Raw genomic sequence first — 21,191 nt, forward strand, 5'->3', positions numbered from 1 at the left:
GGGCTGGCAATCAAGCACAACGTGAGTGGCCAGCCCCGGTCATCGGGAGCTGGCCACTCTGTCGTACTTACTATGTGAGAAAGAAGACTTGACGGGGTCGCGGCGTACTATCTGATCAGTAGGCAGTGAGGTCCGTCTTGTTCACCGGCGCCGGCAGATGGTGGCTCGATTTTTCGGGTTCGAATGCCGCGACATTAAAGCCATGAGCCGAGTCGGCACTGACCTTGAACTGGCCCATGACGCCTGCCAGGTCCTCGGATTGATCATCCAGCGACTTGCTCGCCGCCGCCATCTGCTCCACCAGGGCGGCATTCTGCTGGGTGACCTCCTCGAGTTGCGACATGGCCTGGTTGATCTGCTCGATGCCCGAGGACTGTTCGGTGCTGGCCGCACTGATCTCGTTGATCAGCTCGGCCATCTTCTTCATCTGGCCGGCGATGGTTTCCAGGATGTCGCTGCTGTCGGTGACCAGTGCCTCGCCTTCGCTGATCCTGGTGACGTTGTTGTCGATCAGACGGCGAATGTGGTCCGCCTCCTCGGCACTGCGACTGGCCAGGTTGCGCACCTCGGAGGCCACCACCGCGAAGCCGCGCCCGTGCTCGCCGGCCCGGGCCGCCTCGACGGAGGCATTCAGCGCCAGCAGGTTGGTCTGGAAGGCGATACTGTCGATGGCGGCGATGATCGAGGTCACCTCCTCGTTCGACTTGTGAATCTCGGTCATCGCCTGGCGTGCCCGGCCGGCCACTTCGCTGGCCTGGCGGGCCTGGCCACTCACTTCGGTCGACATCGCCTGGGCATGGCGAGCGTTGTCGGCGGTCTGGTGCACCGTCGAGGTGATCTGTTCCATGCTGGTGGCCGTCTCCTCGAGGGAGGCCGACTGCTCTTCGGTGCGCTGGGCCAGGTCCTGATTGCCCATCGATATCTCGCCGCTGGCGACCTTGACCGACATCGCCCCCTGCTTGACGTTGGCCACCAGCTGCTCGGTGATAGTAGTGGAGTCGTTGAAGGCCTTGTAGAGCTGCGATAGCTCATCGCTGCCCGGCACCTCGAGACGCTGGGTCAGGTCGCCGCCGCGCGTGCTGATATTCTCCAGAGCGCGCTTGAGGGGCCCCAGCATGCTGCGCACGATGATTACCGACAGGAAGATCGCCAGGCCTGTCGACAAGGCGGCGATCACCGCGTATTGAAGCAGATCGAAGCGTGCCGACTGATACAGCCCCGCGGTGGTGCTCAGCACATCCTCGGCAACGGCATCTTCCACCGCCTTGAGCCGCCCGAGCTTGACCGTCTGCCACTCGAACCACTGCTGTGGATCGACGCCGAAGCCGCCCTGGGCGGCACGCTCGATCACCAGTTCGCGAAGGTTCTGCACCCGTTCCATTTCAGGGCCGGCAAGCCCCTGATCGAGCTGGGCGACCAAGGCACCGTCGGCAAACGCCCGGAAGCTTTCGAGGAATGCCGCTTCCTTGCCGATCAGGTTCATGAAGCGCTGATACAGAACGGGGCTGATGTAGTCGGCACCGAAGGCGTTGGAAAGCAACGCCCGTTCGATACCGGCCAGGTCCTTGGCTTCCAGCAGGCTGTAATAGGCATCGAGGCGACGGGAAACGCTAGCCTCGCGGGTCATGTGGCTCATCTGGGCGACGAGGTTCATCAGCTCGCTGTTGATGCCGGTATAATGGCCGAGGGCTTCGCTGGTCGATATCGACAGGCCATTCACCCGTTGCCGGATCCCGGACGTCGCGTCCAACTGCGTGCGGACCCTTTCGATGCGGGCGGCCAGCTCACCCTTCAGGACGTCGCCGCTCATTCCGTTCAGGTGGGCCTGGAAGATCTCGGTCTGAAGGTCGGTGGCCTTGCGCTGCTCGGGGAGCTTGTCCTGGAAGTTGCGCCCCTTGCTGCCCAGGAAGCCGGCGGTCATGCCACGCTCGCGCTGCAACTGATGGATCAGGTTGCCGCCCTGCTGGGCGAGCTCGGTCAGCGACTGCAGCTGATTCATGGTGTGGGTGGTCTGCTGGCGCTCGACGATGCCGCTGATGGCGAAATAGGCCAGGGCCAGCAGCGGCAGCATCAGGACCAGCAGGAATTTCCTGCTCATGGGTATTTGGTGCAGCAAGTGTTTCATAGAAGCCCCTTGACTGTGACTGTCATGGAAACCGATACGGGTGGCCCTGCCACGGGGCCACAACGGTGTCGATACTCATCACTGCTATCGGCAACCAGTTAACAGTCTTTTACAATCGATGAGCGGTTTCGAATCAAATCATGATCCGAGTCAAGTTATGGGCATACCGACGCGTGCCGTTGCCTCGCCGCCGAGGTGCAAGACTTCATGGCGGCTACTTGCGGCATCCTTGCACAATTGGCGACCCACGCCAGGAGAAGCTGGTGATACGCTAGCTCGCCCACTCCCGGAGACGTCTTGATGCGTTTTACCCGCCCGATCATTTCCCGCTTGGGCGTCAAGCTGTTCGCGATCATCCTGGTCGTCAATGTGGCGATCTCGGGCCTGGTGTTCATGAGCGTGTCGCGCAGCCTCGACAAGGGCTTCATCGACTATCTGGAAAACACCCAGGCCAATCGGGCCCAGACCCTGGCCGATACCCTGGGCGAGCAATGGGCCCGGCACGATGGCTGGCAGTGGCTGCGAGAAGATGCCCGCGCCTGGGAGGAGCTGGTCTACCAGTTGCTCTGGCCCGGCTACAGCGAGCCGCCTCAGAGCGTGGAAGGCACTCTGGGCGATGCCCGGGATTTCGTTCTGCACGATGCCGGCAGCCTGCCGGTCATCGGCCTGGCCCCGCGCGGCGAGAACGACGATCCCGTGGTACTCAACTGGCTGCCCATCGAGTATGAAGGGGAACGGGTGGGAACCCTGGGCTATCGCACGCCGCGGGAGCTGATGGCCGACATGGATCGTCTCTTCCTGTCGCGGCAGCAACGCAACCTGGCGGTGATCATGGTCTCCCTCGCCCTGGCATCGCTGCTGCTGGCGGGCGGCCTGGGCTGGTGGCTGGGGCGTCGCGCACGGCGCATGGCCATGGCGACCCAGCGGCTGATCGGCGGCGACTACAGCATTCGCCTGAGTGAACGGGGCCACGATGAGCTCTCGCGACTGGCCCACGACTTCAACATGCTGGCGGTGACCCTCGAGGCCAATCGTGCTTCGCGCCAGCGCTGGGTCGCGGACATTGCGCACGAATTGCGCACACCGCTGGCAGTGCTGCGGGGAGAAATCGAGGCACTGCAGGACGGCATTCGCCCTCTCGACGACGACAGCCTGCACTCCCTGTCCCAGGAGGTCGGCCAGCTCGAGTGGTTGATCCGGGACCTGCGGCTGCTGGCCCAGAGCGATGCGGGCTCCCTCGAGGTCAATCTGGTGCGTCTGGATATCGCGGGTGCGCTGAGAGAACGCCTCGAAGAAGCGCGTGGCTGGTTGCAGGGTGCCGGCATCACCCTGGAGATCGACATTGCCGGCCCCGTGTTCGTGCTTGGCGACCTGCAACGCTTGCGTCAGCTATGGAACAATCTGCTGACCAATACCCGTGCCTATACCGACTCGCCGGGTCGCTTGAGGGTCAGCCTGACGATCGTGAACAGCCAGGCTCAAGTGATCTGGGAGGACAGCGCCCCGGGGGTCGGCGAGGAGGAGTTGCCGAGATTGACCGAGCGCCTGTACCGTGTCGATGCATCGCGCAGCCGACGTCGTGGCGGCAGTGGCCTGGGGCTTTCTATCGCTTCGGCACTGGTGCAGGCGCATAATGGCCGATGGCAGGCATCGCATTCGCCATTGGGTGGCGTACGCTGGACTTTGACACTCCCGTTGGCTGAGTTACCGTTGGCCAGCAGTCCACCGATAGCCAGATTGCCGCTGGTCGAGTTGCCATCGGCTGAACAAGGGAAGGAGAGATGAACGAGTCCATTCTGGTCGTCGAGGATGAGGCCAAGATCGCCCGGCTGATCACCGACTATCTGGTCAACAGCGGCTATACCGCCCATCACCTGGAACACGGTGACGACGTGCTGCCCTGGCTCGATGACCGGCCGACGAGTGCCCTGCCATCCCTGGTGCTTCTCGACCTCATGCTTCCCGGTACCGACGGCCTCACCCTCTGTCGTCGGATTCGTGAAAAGTGGCCCAATCTGCCGATCATCATGCTCACCGCCAGGGTCGAGGAAGTCGATCGCCTGCTGGGCCTGGAACTGGGCGCCGACGACTACATCTGCAAGCCCTTCAGCCCGCGGGAGGTCATTGCCCGGGTCAAGGCCGTGTTGCGTCGTGCCCGGGGCCAGAACGAGCCGAGTGCCCGGGCCTCCAGCCAGCTGGTTCTCGACGACGATGGCTGGCGCGCCCTGGCCGATGGTCGGGATATCGAGCTGACCGCCGTGGAGTTCCAGCTTTTGAAGGTCCTGATGGGCGCCCCGGGGCGCATCTTCTCCCGGGAACAGTTGATGGACCACATGTATCGTGACCATCGCATCGTCTCCGAGCGCACCGTCGACAGCCACATCAAGAAGCTACGCCGCAAGATCGCCGATATCTGGCCGGAGCGCGAAATCATCCGCTCGGTCTATGGCGTCGGTTACAAGTACCAACCCGAGGAGTGAGGACCGCCCCGCCGTTCCCGGCAAGGGCGATTTCACAACGAGGCATGCCGGAGGCAGGCGAGCGGAACATGCCTGGCCTTGACGAGAAGTGTCCCTCTACCGCGCGATCACATTCAAGGGGCGCTGGCGGACGTGGCCATCATCCCCTCTACGTCGGCACGCACCACGACGCACTCCATGCCCTGTCGTTTCAGTTGTGCACAGGAGCGACGGGCCTGCCCCTCTTCCATGTCGATGAGCTGGGCACGGAATACACCCTTGTCACTCGTCGATGGTGTCACGGAAACCTGGGAATCCCGCAGATCGGTTTCGAGCCGCCTGACGGCCTCGTCCACCAGGGTTCTTGCACCGTGCGGGTCGCGGAACGCACCGACCTGTATGGCCCAGACATCCTCCGGACGCCTCTCTTCACGACCAACCCGGGCGCGATCGACCTGGGCAATCATGCGCTGGATGGGGTCGTCCCCGACATTGCCTGCCGAGCCCACGGCAGACGCCGAAGCATCGAGGCCGACATCGGCAGGCCTTGCCGCGAGGCGACGCTCCCGGGGGGCAGCGGGCGATATCGCCCGGGTGCTGTCGAAAACATCGGCACTGGCGATCCAGTCGCTGCGCGTCAGCAGACCGGCACGCACGAAACCATGGTCGAGCAACTTGGCCGTGTGGGAGTCCCGTGACTTGGCGGTAAAGCCGCCCATCACCACGGTGACGAGGCGATGATCGTCGCGTACCGCCGAGGTGGCGACATTGAAACCCGACGCCCGAATGTAACCGGTCTTTAGCCCATCCGCGCCGGCATAGCTGTCGAGAAGATTGTTATGACCGGTATGGGTCTTGCCGCGATACACGAAACGGCTCCGGGAAAAGTAGTCGTAGTACTGCGGAAAATCCTGCATCAGGCTCAGGGAGAGCCTGGCCATGTCCCGGGCCGTGGTCACCTGACGGTCGTCGGGCAATCCGGAGGCGTTACGGAAGACCGTCGAGTCCATGCCCAACGCCCGCGCCTTGTCCGTCATCTGGATGGCGAAGGCGCGCTCGCTTCCTGCCAAGCCCTCGGCCACCACCACGGCGACATCGTTGGCGGAGCGTACGATCAGCGCCAGGATCGCCTCTTCCACACTGATCCGGTCACCGGGGCGCACCCAGAGCTTGGAGGGAGGTTGCGCCGCGGCACGGGAAGAGACCGGCAGGGTGTCGTCCATCGTCAGGGAGCGATCTTCCAAGGCCTCGAACAGCAGGTAGAGCGTCATCATCTTGGTCAACGACGCGGGGTAGCGGGGAGCGTCCGCGTTGGAGGCCAGCAGGATCTCGCCACTTTCGGTGTCGATGACGATGGAAGCGTAACGAGGATTGGGTTCGGCCTGGGCCTGCAACGGAATAGATAGCGCCAGGCCGATGAACCAGATGGAGAGAAACGTGCCCAGGCGGCGAGAGAGAATGGATGAACGGGTGGACGCCATGGATCTTCCCTTGCGCTTGTTATGTGGATGTCGAGTGCTGCCACGGCATGCCGTGCCATGATTTCAATATGTAACAGGGTAGTTACAATAAACGCTATTCGCCAGCCCTCTGTCAACGGTCTGCGGCTGACGTGTTCCGAGTCCGGGCATTGTCCAGACTCATTAGGGCTCGCTCAAGTGCCGAAGAGCCCTGGTTTCCTCAAGCGCTTCTTGGTGCGCCTTTCCTACTCAGCCTGCCACCCACTCAATTTTTTCGTTCGAAGGTCGTTATTAAATTCTGGGAACGAGCGCCATGCCTTTGATGAGGTCGACGGGCAGATAACTGTCATTACATCACGAAAAGTTGCCTTGCATGGCATGAACACCCGCCTTTTTCGAGGCTAATCCATGAATTTGAAAATTTGCAGTTTGTAATCGATCGAGCGAGGGCGGGACAGATGCAGCAGTTAGGCGAACATGACACGACTCCTGAGCAGTTGATCCGCGTGCCTGTCACCTGCCTTCAGGCAGGCATGTTCGTCGCCGCGCTCGATCGCCCCTGGATAGAAACGCCCTTTCTTCTTGAGGGGCTGCTGCTCAGGGAAAGCAGGGATATCCACAGGCTCCAGCGCCATTGCCGGCACGTCTACGTGGACGCGGAGCGTTCCGAAACAGGCGTGCAGGCAACACTGCGCGGCCTGCAGACGCTCAAGGGCCCGTCATCGCCTCGCCGGCCGTTTCCGGCCCGGCGGCCATACCCCATCCAGCGGCCGGTCGAGCAGGAATTCGTCTACGCCAGGCATGACTTCAACAATGCCAAGGAGATGGTGCATCGTCTGCTGCGGGACAAGCATGATTGGCATCGCGACATTCCCAAGGTCAAGCAGACGGTCAGCCGCTTCGCCGGGTCGATTCTTGCCAACCCCAGCGCGCTCGGCTGGCTGACCCGTCTCAAGCACAAGAGCGAGTACACCGCGGAACACTGTCTTAACGTCGGCATCCTGGCCATGACCCTGGGCCGTCACCTGGGTCAGGACCGCAATCGGATCGAGGAGCTGGGTCTTGCCGGCATGCTGCATGACCTGGGCAAGATGAAGCTCGATCAGGCCATACTTGCCAAGCCCGGCAAGCTGACGCACGAGGAATTTGCTCACGTGAAGACGCATACGCTCGAGGGCTACGCCATGCTGGAGAACGAGGAGGGGCTGCCCACCGTCGTCCGGGAAGCATGCAGGGACCATCACGAGCGTCTTGATGGCAGTGGCTATCCGCATGGCAAGCGAGCAGGTGACATCGGCGAAACAGCGAGAATCATCGCCATCGTGGATACCTACGACGCCATCAGCAGCAGGCGCGTCTACGAAGAGGCTCGCCCTACCCCCGAAGCGCTGCGCATTCTCTACCAGGCCCGAGGCACCCTCTACGATGATGAACTGGTCATACGTTTCATCGAATGCATCGGGGTCTATCCGCCGGGCTCCATCGTGGAATTGAACAACGGGATGGTGGGGGTCGTGCTCTCCGTGGAACCGGACAAGCGGCTCAAGCCCCGGCTCTTGTTGATGCTCGACGAACGGAAAGCCCTGATGCCGAAAACGGTGATCGATCTGGCGGATGCCAGCGTGTCGAGCGACAGGCAGATGCATGTCAGAAAGGTGCTGCCCCCGGGGGCCTTCGGTATCCACCTGGAAGGCCTGATGGAACACTTGATCCCCTGAAAGCAGCCATGTGACGTCCCTGCCAGAGCCGTTTCATGGCGATAAAAAGGGCGCGACTCTCGTCGCGCCCAGGGTTCACTTCTACCGGCGGCCGTCAGCTTGCCAGGTCCATCACCACCCGCCCTTCGATCTTGCCATCCATCATGCGCGAGAGAATATCGTTGATGTTCTCCAGGCGGTCGGTGGTCACCGTCGCCTTGACCTTGCCTTCTCCGGCAAACTGCAGCGCCTCCTGCAAGTCGCTGCGAGTGCCGACGATGGAGCCTCGCACGGTAATGCCGTTGAGCACCGTCTCGAAGATCGGCAGCGGGAAGTTCCCCGGCGGCAGGCCGTTGAGCGAGATGGTGCCGCCACGGCGCACCATGCCCTGGGCCTGCTCGAAGGCCTTGGGCGAGACTGCGGTGACCAGCACGCCATGGGCGCCGCCGATCTCCTTCTTCAGGTAGGCCACCGGATCGGTCTTCATCGCATTGACCGTCACCGTGGCGCCCAGACGCTCGGCCAGGGCCAGCTTGCCGTCGTCGATGTCCACCGCGGCCACGTTCAGGCCCATGGTCTTGGCATACTGCACTGCCATGTGCCCCAGCCCGCCGATGCCCGAGATCACCACCCACTGCCCCGGTTTCGTGTCGGTCATCTTGAGGCCCTTGTAGACCGTGACGCCGGCACACAGCACCGGGGCGATATCGACGAAGTCGACGCTGTCCGGCAGGTGGCCGACGTAAGCCGCTCTGCCCACCGCGTAGTCGGCGAAACCGCCGTTGACCGAATAACCGGTATTCTGCTGAGATTCACACAGCGTCTCCCAGCCTCGCAGGCAGTGTTCGCAATGGCCGCAGGCGGAGTAGAGCCAGGGGATGCCAACCCGATCACCCTCCTTGACGTAGTCGACCCCCGCACCCACCGCCGCGACATGCCCGACGCCTTCGTGCCCCGGGATGAAAGGCGGCTCGGGCTTGACCGGCCAGTCGCCGTGGGCAGCGTGCAGATCGGTGTGGCAGACGCCGGAAGCGGCGATCTTGACCAGCACCTCGCCCTTGCCGGGACGCGGCACTTCCACTTCCTCGATTTCCAGCGGTTGGCCGAAGGCGCGAACCACCGCGGCTTTCATTGTCTTGTCCACTATGCTTGCTCCTGTTATCGAGGGGCGGCCACGATGCCGCCCCGGAACGGATCACCACTGCATCAGAAGAAGCCCATCGGGTTGATGTCGTAGCTGACCAGCAGGTTCTTGGTCTGCTGATAGTGTTCGAGGGCCATCTTGTGGGTCTCGCGACCGATGCCGGACTTCTTGTAGCCACCGAAGGCCGCATGGGCCGGGTACTGGTGGTAGCAGTTGGTCCAGACGCGCCCGGCCTGGATGGCGCGTCCCATGCGGAAGGCGACGTTCATGTCCCGGGTCCAGACACCGGCACCGAGGCCAAACTCGGTGTCGTTGGCGATCGCCAGCGCCTCGGCTTCGTCCTTGAAGGTGGTCACGGAAACCACCGGGCCGAAGATCTCCTCCTGGAACACGCGCATCTTGTTGTCGCCCTTGAGCAGGGTCGGCTGGATGTAATAGCCCCGGGAGAGTTCCGGGTCGAGGGTTTCCTTGCCACCGCCGGTCAGAAACTCGGCGCCCTCCTCGCGAGCCACATCCATGTAGGACATGATCTTGTCGAACTGCTCCTCGGAAACCTGGGCGCCGACCTGCACGTCAGTATCCAGCGGGTTGCCGCGCTTGATGGCCTGGGTGCGCTCCATGACCTTGGCCATGAAGGCATCGTACATGCGCTCCTGCACCAGTGCCCGGGAGGGGCAGGTACACACCTCGCCCTGGTTGAGGAAGGCCAACACCAGCCCCTCCACCGCCTTGTCGATGAACTCCGGCTCGGCGTTCATGATGTCGGCGAAATAGATGTTGGGCGACTTGCCACCCAGTTCCACGGTGGAAGGAATGATGTTCTCGGCGGCGCACTTGAGGATGTGGGAACCCACCGGCGTGGAACCGGTGAAGGCGATCTTGGCGATGCGCTTGTGGGTCGCCAACGCCTGGCCGGCCTCTTCGCCGTAGCCGTTGACGATGTTGAGCACCCCCGGGGGCAAGAGATCCTGAATCAGCTCCACCACCTTGAGGATCGACACCGGGGTCTGCTCGGCGGGCTTCAATACCACGCAGTTGCCGGCGGCCAGGGCCGGCGCCAGTTTCCAGGTGGCCATCAGGATCGGGAAGTTCCAGGGAATGATCTGCCCCACCACGCCCAGGGGTTCATGGAAGTGATAGGCCACGGTGTTGGCATCGATGTCAGCCGCGGTGCCTTCCTGGGCGCGAATGCAGCCGGCGAAGTAGCGGAAATGGTCCACCGCCAGGGGCAGGTCGGCGTTCAGCGTCTCGCGTACCGCCTTGCCGTTGTCCCAGGTCTCGGCGACGGCGAGCATCTCCAGGTTCTGCTCGATGCGGTCGGCGATCTTGAGCAGGATATTGCTGCGCTCGGCGGCCGAGGTCCTGCCCCAGGCCGGCGCGGCCTGATGCGCGGCATCCACGGCCTTGTCGATATCCTCGGCGGTGGAGCGTGCCACTTCACAGAACACCTCGCCGGTGACCGGGGTGATGTTCTCGAAGTACTGACCTTTGATAGGATCGACGAACTCACCGCCGATGTAATTGCCGTAGCGCTTGTCGAAGGCAACGAGGGCACCCTCGCTACCGGGGTTGGCGTAGATCATGATGAGGCTCCTGTAAGAATGTTGTCGTTGTGTGGATCCTTGACAGTGTTGGACACGCCAGCGAAAGGCAACATACTTCCTTGGCAGGAACAAGCCTCCTCCTTTGGTAGGAGGAGCCGGGAAGCAGGGTCAATCAGGATAAGTGGTGCACTTCCTGTAGACCGTAGACCGGCGTGGGGATGCCTTCCATCCGCGCCTTGAGTTGCAGTGCCAGGTAGTGGGAGTAGTGACGGGACTGGTGCAGGTTGCCACCGTGGAACCACAGCGCTTCCTGTTGGGTCGGCTTCCACATGTTGCGCAGCTCCCCCTCCCAGGGCCCGGGATCCTTGGCAGTGTTGGAGCCCAGTCCCCAGCACTTGCCGACCTTGTCCGCCACCTCCTGGGAAATCAGCTTGGCCGCCCAGCCATTCATCGAGCCGAAGCCCGTGGCCAGTACGATCAGATCGGCGGGGAGTTCGGTGCCGTCGGTCAGCGTGACGGAGTGCTCGTTTATCCTCTCGATCGTCACTCCGCTGGCAAGCTTGATGTCGCCATTGGCGATCAGCTCCGAGGCCCCCACATCGATGTAGTAGCCGGAGCCCCGACGCAGATACTTGAGGAACAGCCCCGAGTCGTCGGCACCGAAATCCAGCAGGAAGCCGGCGTCCTCCAGCCTCTGGTAGAACTCGGCGTCCCGCTCGCGAATGACGTCGAAGGCCGGCCTCTGGAAGTCGGGTAGCACCTTGTAGGGAATCGAGGCGAAGGTAAGATCGGCTTTCGAGGTCGTCACGCCGGCCTCGACGGCTTCCTCGGAATAGAGCGGCCCCAGGACCTCTTCCATCAGCGAGTCGGACTTGACGATATGGGTCGAGGAACGCTGCACCATGGTCACATCGGCCCCGTTCTCCCACAGGTCGCCAGCGATGTCGTGGGCCGAGTTGTTGGCGCCGAGCACGATGCACCGCTTGCCGCCATACTCTTCACCGCCCGGGTGTCGACTCGAGTGATGAAGCTGGCCTTTGAAGGATTCGGCCCCGGGAATCTCGGGGACGTTGGGCATGCCGGACATGCCGGTGGCCAGGATCAGCTGCTGGGGGCGCAGCACGACCTCCTCGCCATGGCGGACGACCCGCACGACCCACTCGCCGGCAATCTCATCAAAATAGGCGGACTGGCACTGGGTCGAACTCCAGTAATTGAGCTCCATCACCTTGGTGTACATCTCCAGCCAGTCACCGATCTTGTCCTTCGGCGAGAACACCGGCCAGGTCTCGGGAAAGGGCATGTACGGTAGGTGGTCGTACCACACCGGGTCGTGCAGGCAGAGTGACTTGTAGCGGTTGCGCCACGAGTCTCCCGCCCGGGCGTTGCGCTCGACGATGAGGGTGGGCACACCGAGCTGCTTGAGTCTTGCTCCCAGGCCGATGCCGCCCTGGCCGCCACCGATGATCACGCAGTAAGGCTGGTGTTCGTAACCCAGGCTCCGTTCCTCTTCCTGCTTGCGCTCGAGCCAGCTACGCCGATTCCTGGTCGCGCCATGCTCGGCGCCCTTGGGGCGCTTATGGCCCTTGGGCTCCGGGAAGTCCTTGAGTTCCGACATGGTGGTCAACAGCGTCCAGCACTTGCCATCCTTCAGCCTTAGCAGGCCTTTTCCGTTCGCCACAGCGGTCTCGAAGGTCATCCAGGCTTCCACCACACCCTCCGACTCGCTGGCCTCGCCCTCCATTTGCCAATTCTCGGGGCGTGTCTCGTCGAGGGTGGCATCGAGCATCGACTGGATCTCATCCTTGCCCTCCACTGTCCTGATGTTCCAGGTGAAGGCGATCAAGTCTCGCCAGTAGCAGTCGTCCTGAAACAGGGCCATTACCCGCGGGAGATCCTGCTTACGCAGGGCGGCATCGAAATCGGTCAACCATTGGTTGACCTGCTGGGTCGGTGTGCTTGTTGTCATCATTGTTCTCCGTCTCCTGTCATGGGCTGTCACTTATTGAGCTAGCGCCCCAAACCTATGGCAGGATTCATGCCAGACGACGGCGATGATCAACAAATCCTTCGCATGGAAATGATTTAACAGGCTTTTTCCTAGTACCCGGCGGGAAGTGTCCAGGCGCCAGCGGTGTAACGCTGCCGTGCTGTACATGACAGCTGTCACGCCCAGGAAGAAGGAAACGTTACACCTGTAACCCTCGACCAAGGATGAAGCCTTCGCTGATTGACTTCCCCTAGGAGGGGCATAGGCTGAGAACAGGATTGCCAAGCCGCCGGTTTCCAGCAAGGTGAGCGATCCTCGGAGGCAGCGATGGACCTGCGAGCTGAAAAACGCCAGCACATCGATACCCTCATCCAGCTCAGCGAGGGTAAAGAAAACGGGACAGGCTCTTTCAGGGACGTGATCCGTCGCTCCTGGGAGCGTTGCATGGGCGAATACCGGCTCGACCCCAGTCGACCACGGGCTGCCAGAGTGGTCACCCACCAGACCCTGCGCGAACACCAGGAAACCGTCGACGAGCTATTGCATGTCGCACGCGTCGGCGTCGATCGGCTCTATGCCCAGATCGCTCAGCTCGGCTATGTTTTGCTGCTGACCGATAATCGCGGCATCGCCGTGGAATTTCGTGGCGAGCGCCAGCAGGATCTCGCCCTGCGCAAGGCCGGTCTTTATCTCGGCGCCGACTGGGATGAGCGCTATGCTGGCACTTGCGCCGTGGGTACCTGTCTCCACGACGCTCAAGCGATTACCTGCCATCAGAGCGAACATTTCGATGCGACCCACATCAGCCTGACCTGCACGGCGGCTCCCATTACCGACCCTCAGGGCCAGGTGATCGCCGTGCTGGACATTTCCGCGCTGCGGTCACCCCGCTTCCTCGAAAGCCAGAACTTCGTGCTTCCGCTCGTGAATCTGTATGCGCGAATGATCGAGGATGCCTATTTCATGCATCGCTATCGCGATTGTCTGATCCTTCGCTACGACACGGCCCGGGAGTTCGTGCATCTCAATGGCAAGGGGCTCATCGCCATCGAGGAAAACGGCAGTATCATCGCCGCCAACAGCAACGGACGTCTCATGATCGACGCGCATCTACGTCGCTGGCCTGCCTGGTCGCCGGGCTGGTCCCCTTCGATCACCGAATTGTTCGACGTCGAGATATCGGAAGTGCTGGGCATTCTGTCGACAAGCGATGATCATCTCCGGGCCGTACGCGCTCGCGCCGGCGACATCACCTATTTCGCCACCCTGATCGAGCCCCGGCGACGTCGAATAGTCGGCCAGTCATTGCCCACGTCACCGACGCCTGTCCCGGCGTTGGATGTACTCGCCACCGACGATCCATCCATGCACAAGGTGCTCAAGCTCGCCAGGCGGCTGTGCAACGAGGAAGTGAACGTACTTATCACCGGCGAAACGGGGACCGGCAAGGAGGTGCTGGCCCGCGCCTTGCACGAAAGCGGCAGCCGCGCCAAGGGGCCATTCATCGCTGTCAACTGTGCCGCCATCCCTGAATCATTGATCGAGAGTGAACTGTTCGGCTATCTGCCAGGAGCCTTCACCGGCGGCCGTCGCAAGGGCATGCGTGGGCTGATTCAACAGGCCGATGGTGGCACGCTCTTCCTCGACGAGATTGGTGACATGCCACTCCCCTTGCAGACGCGATTGCTGCGGGTTATCGCGGAGCGTGAGGTGATGCCGCTGGGCGCCGAACGGGCGATCCCTGTCGACCTGCGCGTGATCACCGCCACTCATCGCGACATGAGCAGGCTGGTCGCCGATGGCCATTTACGCGAGGATCTTTATTACCGGATCAATGGCGCCCACCTGCGGCTGCCGCCCCTGCGCGAGCGAGCGGATCGCCACTATATAATTCGCAGCGTCTTTGACGCCCTGGTCGCTGAGCGCCAGCAAAGGGGGCGACTGCGTGCCGATGCCATGAGCGCGCTCCTTGCCTATACCTGGCCGGGTAACATCCGGCAGTTGAAGAACGCCCTTGCCTTTGCCTTGGCGACCGTCGAGGGTGACGATATCACCGTTTACGACCTGCCGGAGGAGTGCCTCGGCGATAAGCCACCACCGCCTGTAACGCTGATCCAAGCCCCCGCTGAATCACCCGCCGACGACAGCCAGGTGCTGCTCGATCTGTTGCGCCATGCCCGCTGGAACATCAGCCAGGTCGCGCGCCGCTTGGGCGTATCGAGACCCACCGTCTATCGCCGGATGCGCCGGCATGGGCTCATTCCACCCAATCAGCTAAGGTGATCGAGATAATCCGGAGTCGCTGTTGATGCATACCCTGCTGATTGCCGATGATCACCCCCTGTTTCGCGAGGCCATGGTCAACGCGATCGGCTCGGCGTTGCCGGGAAGCAGGATTCTCGAAGCCGGCAGCCTGCAGGAAGCCCTGCAGCGGGCCATGGCTCACGAGGAACTCGATCTGATACTGCTGGATTTGTCACTGCCGGATGCGCAAGGACTTGCCGGTCTGGCCGAGTTGCGCGAACGTCTGCCTTGGCTGCCCGTGGCGATCATCTCGGCGCAGCAGAGTCGTACCACGGTGCTGGAGGCCCTGAGTCTGGGGGCGGTGGGCTATATCGGTAAATCGACGCCGCGTCCGGAGCTGCTGTCGGCGCTGCAGCGGATGCTCGAGGGGGACGTGTATCTGCCGCCGGACATCCTGCGTCGGCCTCAGTCTCCTCCCGACATCGACGCTGTCCCCGATGTCGCGTTGGAACTAGCGCTGGCACAGCTCACCCACAAACAACTTCAGGTGCTCGAGCGCATGATCCAGGGTGAATCCAACAAGATGATCGCCCGGCGGCTCGACATAGCCGAGACCACGGTCAAGACGCATGTTTCGGCGATCCTGAGAAAACTGGGGGTCAGTAGCCGAGTTCAGGCGATTCTTGTTGCCCGAGAGGTCGACCTGGTCGCTCATCTCGCTCGCCAACAGCGCTCCGGCGGCGCTTGATCCCGCTTTCTACTCTTCGCAGAGACGCATCAATTCCATCTTCAGCCGCAGGGGCTTCAGTGGCTTGAGCAGGCAGCCATAGCCGAGTTCCCGGGCTCGCTGCCTGAGCGTGGCGTCGTGATTGGCGGTGATCACGATGACCGGCAGTGCCGGCCAGCGTCGCCGCAGGTTCGCGGCCACCGCCAGGCCGTCGGGTTCCGTCTCGTCGAGATGATAGTCGACGATCAACGCGTCGGCGCCTGCCGCTTCGGCGCCCGCTACCACTGTGCGTTCAAGCATTGCCTGGGAGGACGCCGTGATGACCCGGCAACCCCACCCGCCGAGTAGCGCCGCCATGCCCTGGCAGATCGCCGGGTCGTTGTCGATCACCCAGATGCGCTTGCCGACCGGCCCGGCCATGGCCGGCACCGGCTCCGCCATGGCGAGCCGTCCCGGAGCGGGCGACAGCTTGCCGTAAGGCACCAGGATCGAAAAAGCCGAGCCATGCCCAAGTCGCGAGGTCAATCGCACGGGATACTCCAGCATGGCGGCGATGCGGTCGACGATGGCCAGCCCCAACCCCAGGCCGCGATCCTGAAAAGCCGACTGGGCATCGGCACGCTTGAATTCCTGGAAGATCGTGTCGCGCTGATCATCGGCGATGCCTGTGCCTGTATCGCCCACCAGGATTTCCAAGCCCTCGGGACGGCGTCGACAGCCCAGCAGTACACGGCCTTGCTCGGTGTAGCGGATGGCATTGGTCAAGAAGTTGCGTATCACCCGGGCCAGCAGGGCCAGGTCGGATTCGACGACCACGGAACTGGCCACGTAATGCAGTTCCAGCTCTCGGGAGGCGGCGATCTGGCGATACTCCTGCGCCAGGACATCGAGTAGTTCGCTAACCTCGAAAGGCGCGATATCCGGCTTGAGCACCCCGGCATCCAGGCGCGAAATATCCACCAGCGTGCCCAGCAGGGCCTCGACATCCTTCAGGGAGCGGCCGATGTGGCCTGCCAGGGTTCGCGGCGAGTCAGGCATCTCCTGTTCGATCAGGGCGCTGGTGAACAGGCGCGCGGCGTTGAGGGGTTGCAGCAGATCGTGGCTCACCGCCGCCAGGAACTTGGTCTTCGACAGGTTGGCGTCCTCGGCTTCGGCCTTGGCCTCGCGCAGGCGTCGCTCCGTGGCCACGCGCACCGCGATCTCGTCGCGCAGGCGGGCGTTGACCTGGCTGAGTTCCTCGAGGGTGCGGTGCAATGCCTCGGTGCGCTCTCGCACCTGCTCGGCCAGCAACACCGCATGTTCGAAGGCAGCGTAGGGGGCGCCACCGGCCACGCCGCTGGACTCCACGCGCTCGATCAGGGCCGCGCAGATCTTCTTCAGTCGAGCGTTTTCTGCCGCCAACTCGTGTTCGCGCAGGCTGCCGCCCTGCTCAGCAGGGTCGTCCATTCTCGACACGCCCAATGACAACCCCGGTGAAGGTCTGGTTGATGTGCATGCCATGATGCTGCTCCCCGTAGGTATTGAAGCCGATCACGCCACGCTCGCGCAGCAAACGCGATGCCGCATCGCGTTGCCCAAGCGCCTCGATCTCCAGCCGACGCAGGAAACAGTCGCAGCCGATGATCAGCTCCGGAGCGCCCAATTTCGCTTCGAGCTGATCGAAGGTGCACGAAAGATCGCTCAGGATCGACACCGGTTGCATGGCGGTCAGCACGATGCCGTTTTCCACCGCGCAGTAGAAGGTCAAGCTGCCATCCTCGTTGACGCGCTGGATGGAACGCACGTAATGGGACTCGCCGATACGCACCGCCAGGGGGTAGCGAGCGAACACCTGCTCATCGAGTTCGTCGACCGGGCAACCGACCAGGGCCGCATACGCCTCGGCGGCCGGAAGGGCATTCAACTCCACGACCCGGCGGCGTTCCCGGTCCGCGTGGGTCACCACCAGCTTCTCGCTGCGCGGGCGCAGGTGATGCGTGGTGAAGACTTCAAAGGGCTGTGGCGTGTTGACCACCACCACGACTGCCGCCTGACTGTGAAAGCAACCCTGATGGAAGACATGGGTGTGCGCGAGACGATTATCGTCCCCCGCGGAGCCACCGAAGCTGGGAATGCTGCCCAGCGCCGCATCCAGGGTCGCCAGCACCTGTTCCTCGCAGCTCGACAGGCCGTCGAGCAAGGTCAAGGCGAAGCTGTGATCGTTGATCGGCGCCAGCGACTGACGGCGGCAATCCTCGAGCAGTTCCTCCGTGAGGCGTTGGGCACGAAGCAGATCGAACCCTGCCAGATCCGTGACCAGGGCTCGGGAGATGGCAAAGCGACGACGATCGAAACCGATCGCCACGATGCCGCCACGGCTGTAACCCTGGGGGGTGATCTCGCCGGCGGTGGTGCAACCGCTTATCGGCAACTCCTCGCCAAAGGTACCCGACAGCGCCTCGCCAAGCGTTGCCAGAGAATACTCTGCACTGCAGAAGAAGAGCACGAAGCCGAGTTCGGCATGGCACAGCCCCGCCGCCAGCTCTTCGACGGCGGCCCAGGGATCGCGCTGCTCGCTGTAAACGATACGCAGCGACGTCTCCTGCAGAAAAGTGTCGGAGGAGGGAAGACCGGCTATCGACGTGTCGAGCATGGCAACTGTCGCAGGGAAGGTTTCGCTTCAGTGTATGCCGCGACTTTCAGCCCCACAACTTGCCGCGCCCGAGCCATTGCTCACTCCAGGATCACCAGCCGATTGGGCAGTTCGTTGCGCTCGTGGGTGGCAGGCACCTCACGCTTGAGATGCTCGCCGCAGGATTCGATGCAATTCAGGAAGCCCTGCAGCGTCTGGCCCTGTTTCACCTGCCGGGTGAAGGTCGCGACGATCGATTGCCAGGTCTCGTCCTTCAGACGATTGGAGATGCCCCGATCGACCAGGATCTCCACGTAGCGCTCGGCTTCCGAGACGAAGATGAGCACCCCGGTCTCGCCATCGGTGTGGTGCAGGTTCTGTTCCAGGAACTGGCGCCGGGCCAGATTCGAGGCCCGCCAATGTCGCACCGAGCGGGGAATGAGCCGGGTCGTGATCCGGGGAATTCGGAACAGCAGCCCCAGCACGATGAACGTCCCCCACTGCACCAGCAGCAGCGCCTGGGCATTCAATCCACCGGTAAAATAGTTGATGACGCCAGGCACTATCAGCGCCAGCATTCCCGCCCAGAGCAGCGGGATGTAGGCATAGTCGTCCGCCTGGGCGGCCAGCACGGTGACCAGCTCGGCATCGGTTTCCTGCTCGATGCGATTGATCGCGTCTGCGACCTGGCGCTGTTCGCTGTCACTCAATAAGCTCATGGCGTCGTGTTCTCTCGAATTCAGGGAGTTGCTAAATAAATTGCCGAACGGCGTAAAGCACAAGGCGCCCGGAGCACAGGCACCGGCGAGAAACGACTCCGATTACCAGCCACCGGAGGCACCACCACCCCCGAAACCACCGCCGCCACCGCCGAAGCCACCGCCGCCAAAGCCGCCGCCGGAGCCTCCACGCCCCATGGCGGAACCCAGCAGTGCCCCTGCAAGCAGACCGCGACCTCTACCCCGGCCCCGGCCGCCTCCACCACCGCCGCGCGCCATGGCCATGACGATGACGAACAGGACGAAGAACCAGATCGATGCCGGCCCCGCTTCACCTTCACGGGTGCCGGCCGCCTCCCCTTCCGGCTCGGCCAGTGGGTCGCCACCCAGCACCTGGATCATCGCTTCGGTGCCCTGGACGATGCCTTCGGCGTAATCGCCCTGCCTGAAGGCCGGCGTGAGGATCTGGTTGATGATCACCGAGGACTGCGCATCGGTCAGCCGACCTTCCAGGCCGTAGCCGACCTCGATACGCACCTTGCGCTCCTCGGGTGCGACGATCAGCAGGGCGCCGTTGTCCTCGCCTTCCTGACCGATGCCCCAGTGACGGCCCAGCTGATAGCCGTACTCCTCGATGGCGTAGCCCTGCAGACTCGCCAGGGTGACGACCACGACCTGCTCGGTCGTCCCCTGCTCGTGGGCCTTGAGCATCTCGGTCAGGCGCGATTCGGTCTGTTGATCCAGCAGCTCGGCCTGGTCGACCACCCGCCCGGTCAATTCGGGGAATTCAGGCTGCTGCGCCTGGGTGCCCAAGGCAGGGGTCAGCGACAATAGGCTCAGCAACAACAGGAATAGCGGTAGACGCAGATAGATGCTCATCAGAACTCCACCTGAGGCGCCTGGTCCGCATTCTCGGCGGTGGCCTCGAAGTTCTCGCGCAGCGGCATGTCGCTGTAGAGCAGGCTATGCCAGATCCGGCCCGGGAAGGTACGAATCTCGGTGTTGTAGCGCTCGACGGCGGTGATGAAATCGCGCCGCGCCACCGCGATGCGGTTCTCGGTGCCTTCCAGCTGGGACTGCAGGGCCAGGAAGTTCTGGTTGGAGCGCAGTTCCGGATAGCGCTCGGAGACCGCCATCAAGCGGCTCAGCGCGCTGGTCAACTGCCCCTGGGCCTGCTGGAACTGCTCGAGCTTCTCGGGGTCGTTCAACGACTCCGCATCGATCTGGATCGACGTGGCCCGGGAGCGTGCCTCGACCACCGCCGTCAGGGTCTCCTGCTCCTGCTCGGCAAAGCCCTTGACCGTTTCCACTAGATTGGGCACCAGGTCCGCCCGACGCTGGTACTGGTTCTCGACCTGGGCCCAGGCCGATTTCACCTGCTCATCCAGGCGCGGAATGTCGTTCACGCCACACCCCGTCACCAGCAGCACCATGGTTAACAGCATCAGCGAGCGCCACAGCCCCCGGCAAGAAAGCACCACCTGTTGCATTGACATGGCTCCGTTCGTCTCTGTCATGACGTCATCGATAGGTAACCAAGGTACAGGTCGGCCTCACGAGAGGGAAGGCACGGTTTGGCGACTCGTGCCAATACGGCTTATAGTGCTTGCGCCATCGTCATCAACCAGTGTGGAAACCGCCATGTTCGAGACGCGCGCCAGGCGGCCCCGATCGCCGCGACATGCTGCCCTTATCAGCGGCATCTCGCTTTCAGTCGCGTTGAGCCTCGCGCCGCTCGCTCAAGCCGCCCCTGGTGTGCGGGTCTTCGCCGCCGCATCGCTGACCGATGCCCTGGACCGGGCCATCGCGCATTACGAGTCCCGACATGACGTGGATATCGTGCCGGTCTATGCGTCGTCTTCCACCGCCGCACGCCAGATCGCCCGTGGCGCGCCCGCCGATCTGTTCTTCTCTGCCAACGTGCGCTGGATGGACTGGCTGGCGGAGCAGGGCATCGAGCTCGGCTTGCGAAACGATGTGGTGCAGAACCGTCTCGCCGTGATCGCGGCCCGAGACAGCGATTTGTCCGATGTCACCCCTGGCCGCGGGCAGGCACTCGATGCATTGTTGGACGAGGGACAGCGCCTGGCGGTCGGCGATCCGGACCATGTGCCGGCTGGCATCTACACCCGACAAGCCCTTCAGGCCCTGAGAGAATGGGATGCCCTCGAGCCGCGACTGGCACGCGCCGACAACGTGCGGGCGGCCCTGGCACTGGTAGAGCGGGGGGAGACTCCGCTGGGCATCGTCTACCGGACCGATGCCCAGGCCAGCGACAAGGTTCGCCTGCTAGGGCTGTTTCCCGACGATAGTCACGATCCGATCGTCTATCCGCTGGCCTTGATCGACCCGCCGGCCAGTGACGAAGCCAGGGATTTCCAACAATGGCTGCAAGGCGACGTTGCCCAGGCGATCTTCAGCGACTTCGGCTTTGCACCAGCCGATGACGCCCGCCGCTAGTCGCAAGGTCA

At 62.9% G+C, this 21,191-nt stretch carries 16 protein-coding genes; 6 read left to right on the forward strand and 10 right to left on the reverse strand.

The features are described 5' to 3' along the window. Positions 1 to 115: 115 nt before the first annotated feature. Entirely contained in the window at positions 116 to 2,098 is a 1,983-nt protein-coding gene (locus tag BUA41_RS10625) for a methyl-accepting chemotaxis protein (RefSeq protein ID WP_139249103.1), read from the reverse strand. A 327-nt stretch (positions 2,099 to 2,425) separates the two neighbouring features. On the opposite strand from BUA41_RS10625, the gene BUA41_RS10630 reads away from it, so the two are divergent. Further along, on the forward strand, positions 2,426 to 3,910 hold the full coding sequence (locus tag BUA41_RS10630) for an ATP-binding protein (RefSeq protein ID WP_072822580.1): 1,485 nt from the start codon (positions 2,426 to 2,428) through the stop codon (positions 3,908 to 3,910). Then, positions 3,907 to 4,605, forward strand: a complete 699-nt coding sequence (locus tag BUA41_RS10635; protein ID WP_072822582.1) for a response regulator — start codon at positions 3,907 to 3,909, stop codon at positions 4,603 to 4,605. Before BUA41_RS10630 ends, BUA41_RS10635 begins: the two co-directional genes overlap by 4 nt. A 113-nt stretch (positions 4,606 to 4,718) precedes the next feature. Here the strand turns inward: BUA41_RS10635 and BUA41_RS10640 are convergent, their stop codons facing one another. After that, positions 4,719 to 6,065 (reverse strand): D-alanyl-D-alanine carboxypeptidase, encoded by a 1,347-nt coding sequence (locus BUA41_RS10640; protein WP_072822584.1) that lies wholly within the window; start codon positions 6,063 to 6,065, stop codon positions 4,719 to 4,721. 437 nt (positions 6,066 to 6,502) lie between these two features. Between BUA41_RS10640 and BUA41_RS10645 the strand changes: the two genes are divergently transcribed. Continuing rightward, entirely contained in the window at positions 6,503 to 7,762 is a 1,260-nt protein-coding gene (locus BUA41_RS10645; protein WP_072822587.1) for an HD-GYP domain-containing protein, read from the forward strand. Positions 7,763 to 7,856: 94 nt separating this feature from the next. On the opposite strand, the gene adhP is transcribed toward BUA41_RS10645, so the two are convergent. From adhP to BUA41_RS10660, 3 genes are all read right to left on the reverse strand, one after another. Next, positions 7,857 to 8,885, reverse strand: coding sequence for an alcohol dehydrogenase AdhP (gene adhP, locus BUA41_RS10650; protein ID WP_175546958.1), 1,029 nt, complete (start codon positions 8,883 to 8,885; stop codon positions 7,857 to 7,859). 62 nt (positions 8,886 to 8,947) lie between these two features. Further along, the gene (gene exaC / locus BUA41_RS10655) at positions 8,948 to 10,468 is read right to left on the reverse strand and encodes an acetaldehyde dehydrogenase ExaC (protein WP_072822591.1); all 1,521 of its coding nucleotides are present in this window, start codon (positions 10,466 to 10,468) and stop codon (positions 8,948 to 8,950) included. 133 nt (positions 10,469 to 10,601) lie between these two features. After that, positions 10,602 to 12,398, reverse strand: coding sequence for an NAD(P)/FAD-dependent oxidoreductase (locus tag BUA41_RS10660; RefSeq protein WP_072822702.1), 1,797 nt, complete (start codon positions 12,396 to 12,398; stop codon positions 10,602 to 10,604). 348 nt (positions 12,399 to 12,746) lie between these two features. Here BUA41_RS10660 and BUA41_RS10665 point away from each other — a divergent pair, with 348 nt between their 5' ends. Together BUA41_RS10665 and BUA41_RS10670 are read left to right on the forward strand one after the other, a co-directional pair. Continuing rightward, on the forward strand, positions 12,747 to 14,702 hold the full coding sequence (locus BUA41_RS10665) for a sigma-54-dependent Fis family transcriptional regulator (protein WP_072822593.1): 1,956 nt from the start codon (positions 12,747 to 12,749) through the stop codon (positions 14,700 to 14,702). A 25-nt stretch (positions 14,703 to 14,727) separates the two neighbouring features. Beyond that, on the forward strand, positions 14,728 to 15,411 hold the full coding sequence (locus tag BUA41_RS10670; RefSeq protein ID WP_072822595.1) for a response regulator: 684 nt from the start codon (positions 14,728 to 14,730) through the stop codon (positions 15,409 to 15,411). Positions 15,412 to 15,420: 9 nt separating this feature from the next. Here the strand turns inward: BUA41_RS10670 and BUA41_RS10675 are convergent, their stop codons facing one another. The 5 genes from BUA41_RS10675 to BUA41_RS10695 all read right to left on the reverse strand — a co-directional run bounded on the left by BUA41_RS10675 (position 15,421) and on the right by BUA41_RS10695 (position 20,216). Further along, the gene (locus tag BUA41_RS10675) at positions 15,421 to 16,836 is read right to left on the reverse strand and encodes a hybrid sensor histidine kinase/response regulator (RefSeq protein ID WP_072822597.1); all 1,416 of its coding nucleotides are present in this window, start codon (positions 16,834 to 16,836) and stop codon (positions 15,421 to 15,423) included. Further along, complete coding sequence (gene nosP / locus BUA41_RS10680) at positions 16,820 to 18,022, reverse strand: nitric oxide-sensing protein NosP (RefSeq protein ID WP_072822599.1); 1,203 nt, start codon at positions 18,020 to 18,022, stop codon at positions 16,820 to 16,822. Before nosP ends, BUA41_RS10675 begins: the two co-directional genes overlap by 17 nt. Positions 18,023 to 18,102: 80 nt before the next feature. Continuing rightward, on the reverse strand, positions 18,103 to 18,720 hold the full coding sequence (locus BUA41_RS10685; RefSeq protein WP_072822602.1) for a TPM domain-containing protein: 618 nt from the start codon (positions 18,718 to 18,720) through the stop codon (positions 18,103 to 18,105). A 102-nt stretch (positions 18,721 to 18,822) separates the two neighbouring features. Then, positions 18,823 to 19,599: a TPM domain-containing protein gene (locus tag BUA41_RS10690; protein WP_072822606.1), complete on the reverse strand. Its 777-nt coding sequence runs from the start codon at positions 19,597 to 19,599 to the stop codon at positions 18,823 to 18,825. Further along, the gene (locus BUA41_RS10695; RefSeq protein ID WP_245791898.1) at positions 19,599 to 20,216 is read right to left on the reverse strand and encodes a LemA family protein; all 618 of its coding nucleotides are present in this window, start codon (positions 20,214 to 20,216) and stop codon (positions 19,599 to 19,601) included. Before BUA41_RS10695 ends, BUA41_RS10690 begins: the two co-directional genes overlap by 1 nt. A gap of 145 nt (positions 20,217 to 20,361) precedes the next feature. Between BUA41_RS10695 and modA the strand changes: the two genes are divergently transcribed. Continuing rightward, the gene (modA, locus tag BUA41_RS10700) at positions 20,362 to 21,180 is read left to right on the forward strand and encodes a molybdate ABC transporter substrate-binding protein (RefSeq protein ID WP_072822611.1); all 819 of its coding nucleotides are present in this window, start codon (positions 20,362 to 20,364) and stop codon (positions 21,178 to 21,180) included. Positions 21,181 to 21,191: the final 11 nt, after the last annotated feature.

The organism is Modicisalibacter ilicicola DSM 19980, from assembly GCF_900128925.1.
Lineage (GTDB): Bacteria > Pseudomonadota > Gammaproteobacteria > Pseudomonadales > Halomonadaceae > Modicisalibacter > Modicisalibacter ilicicola.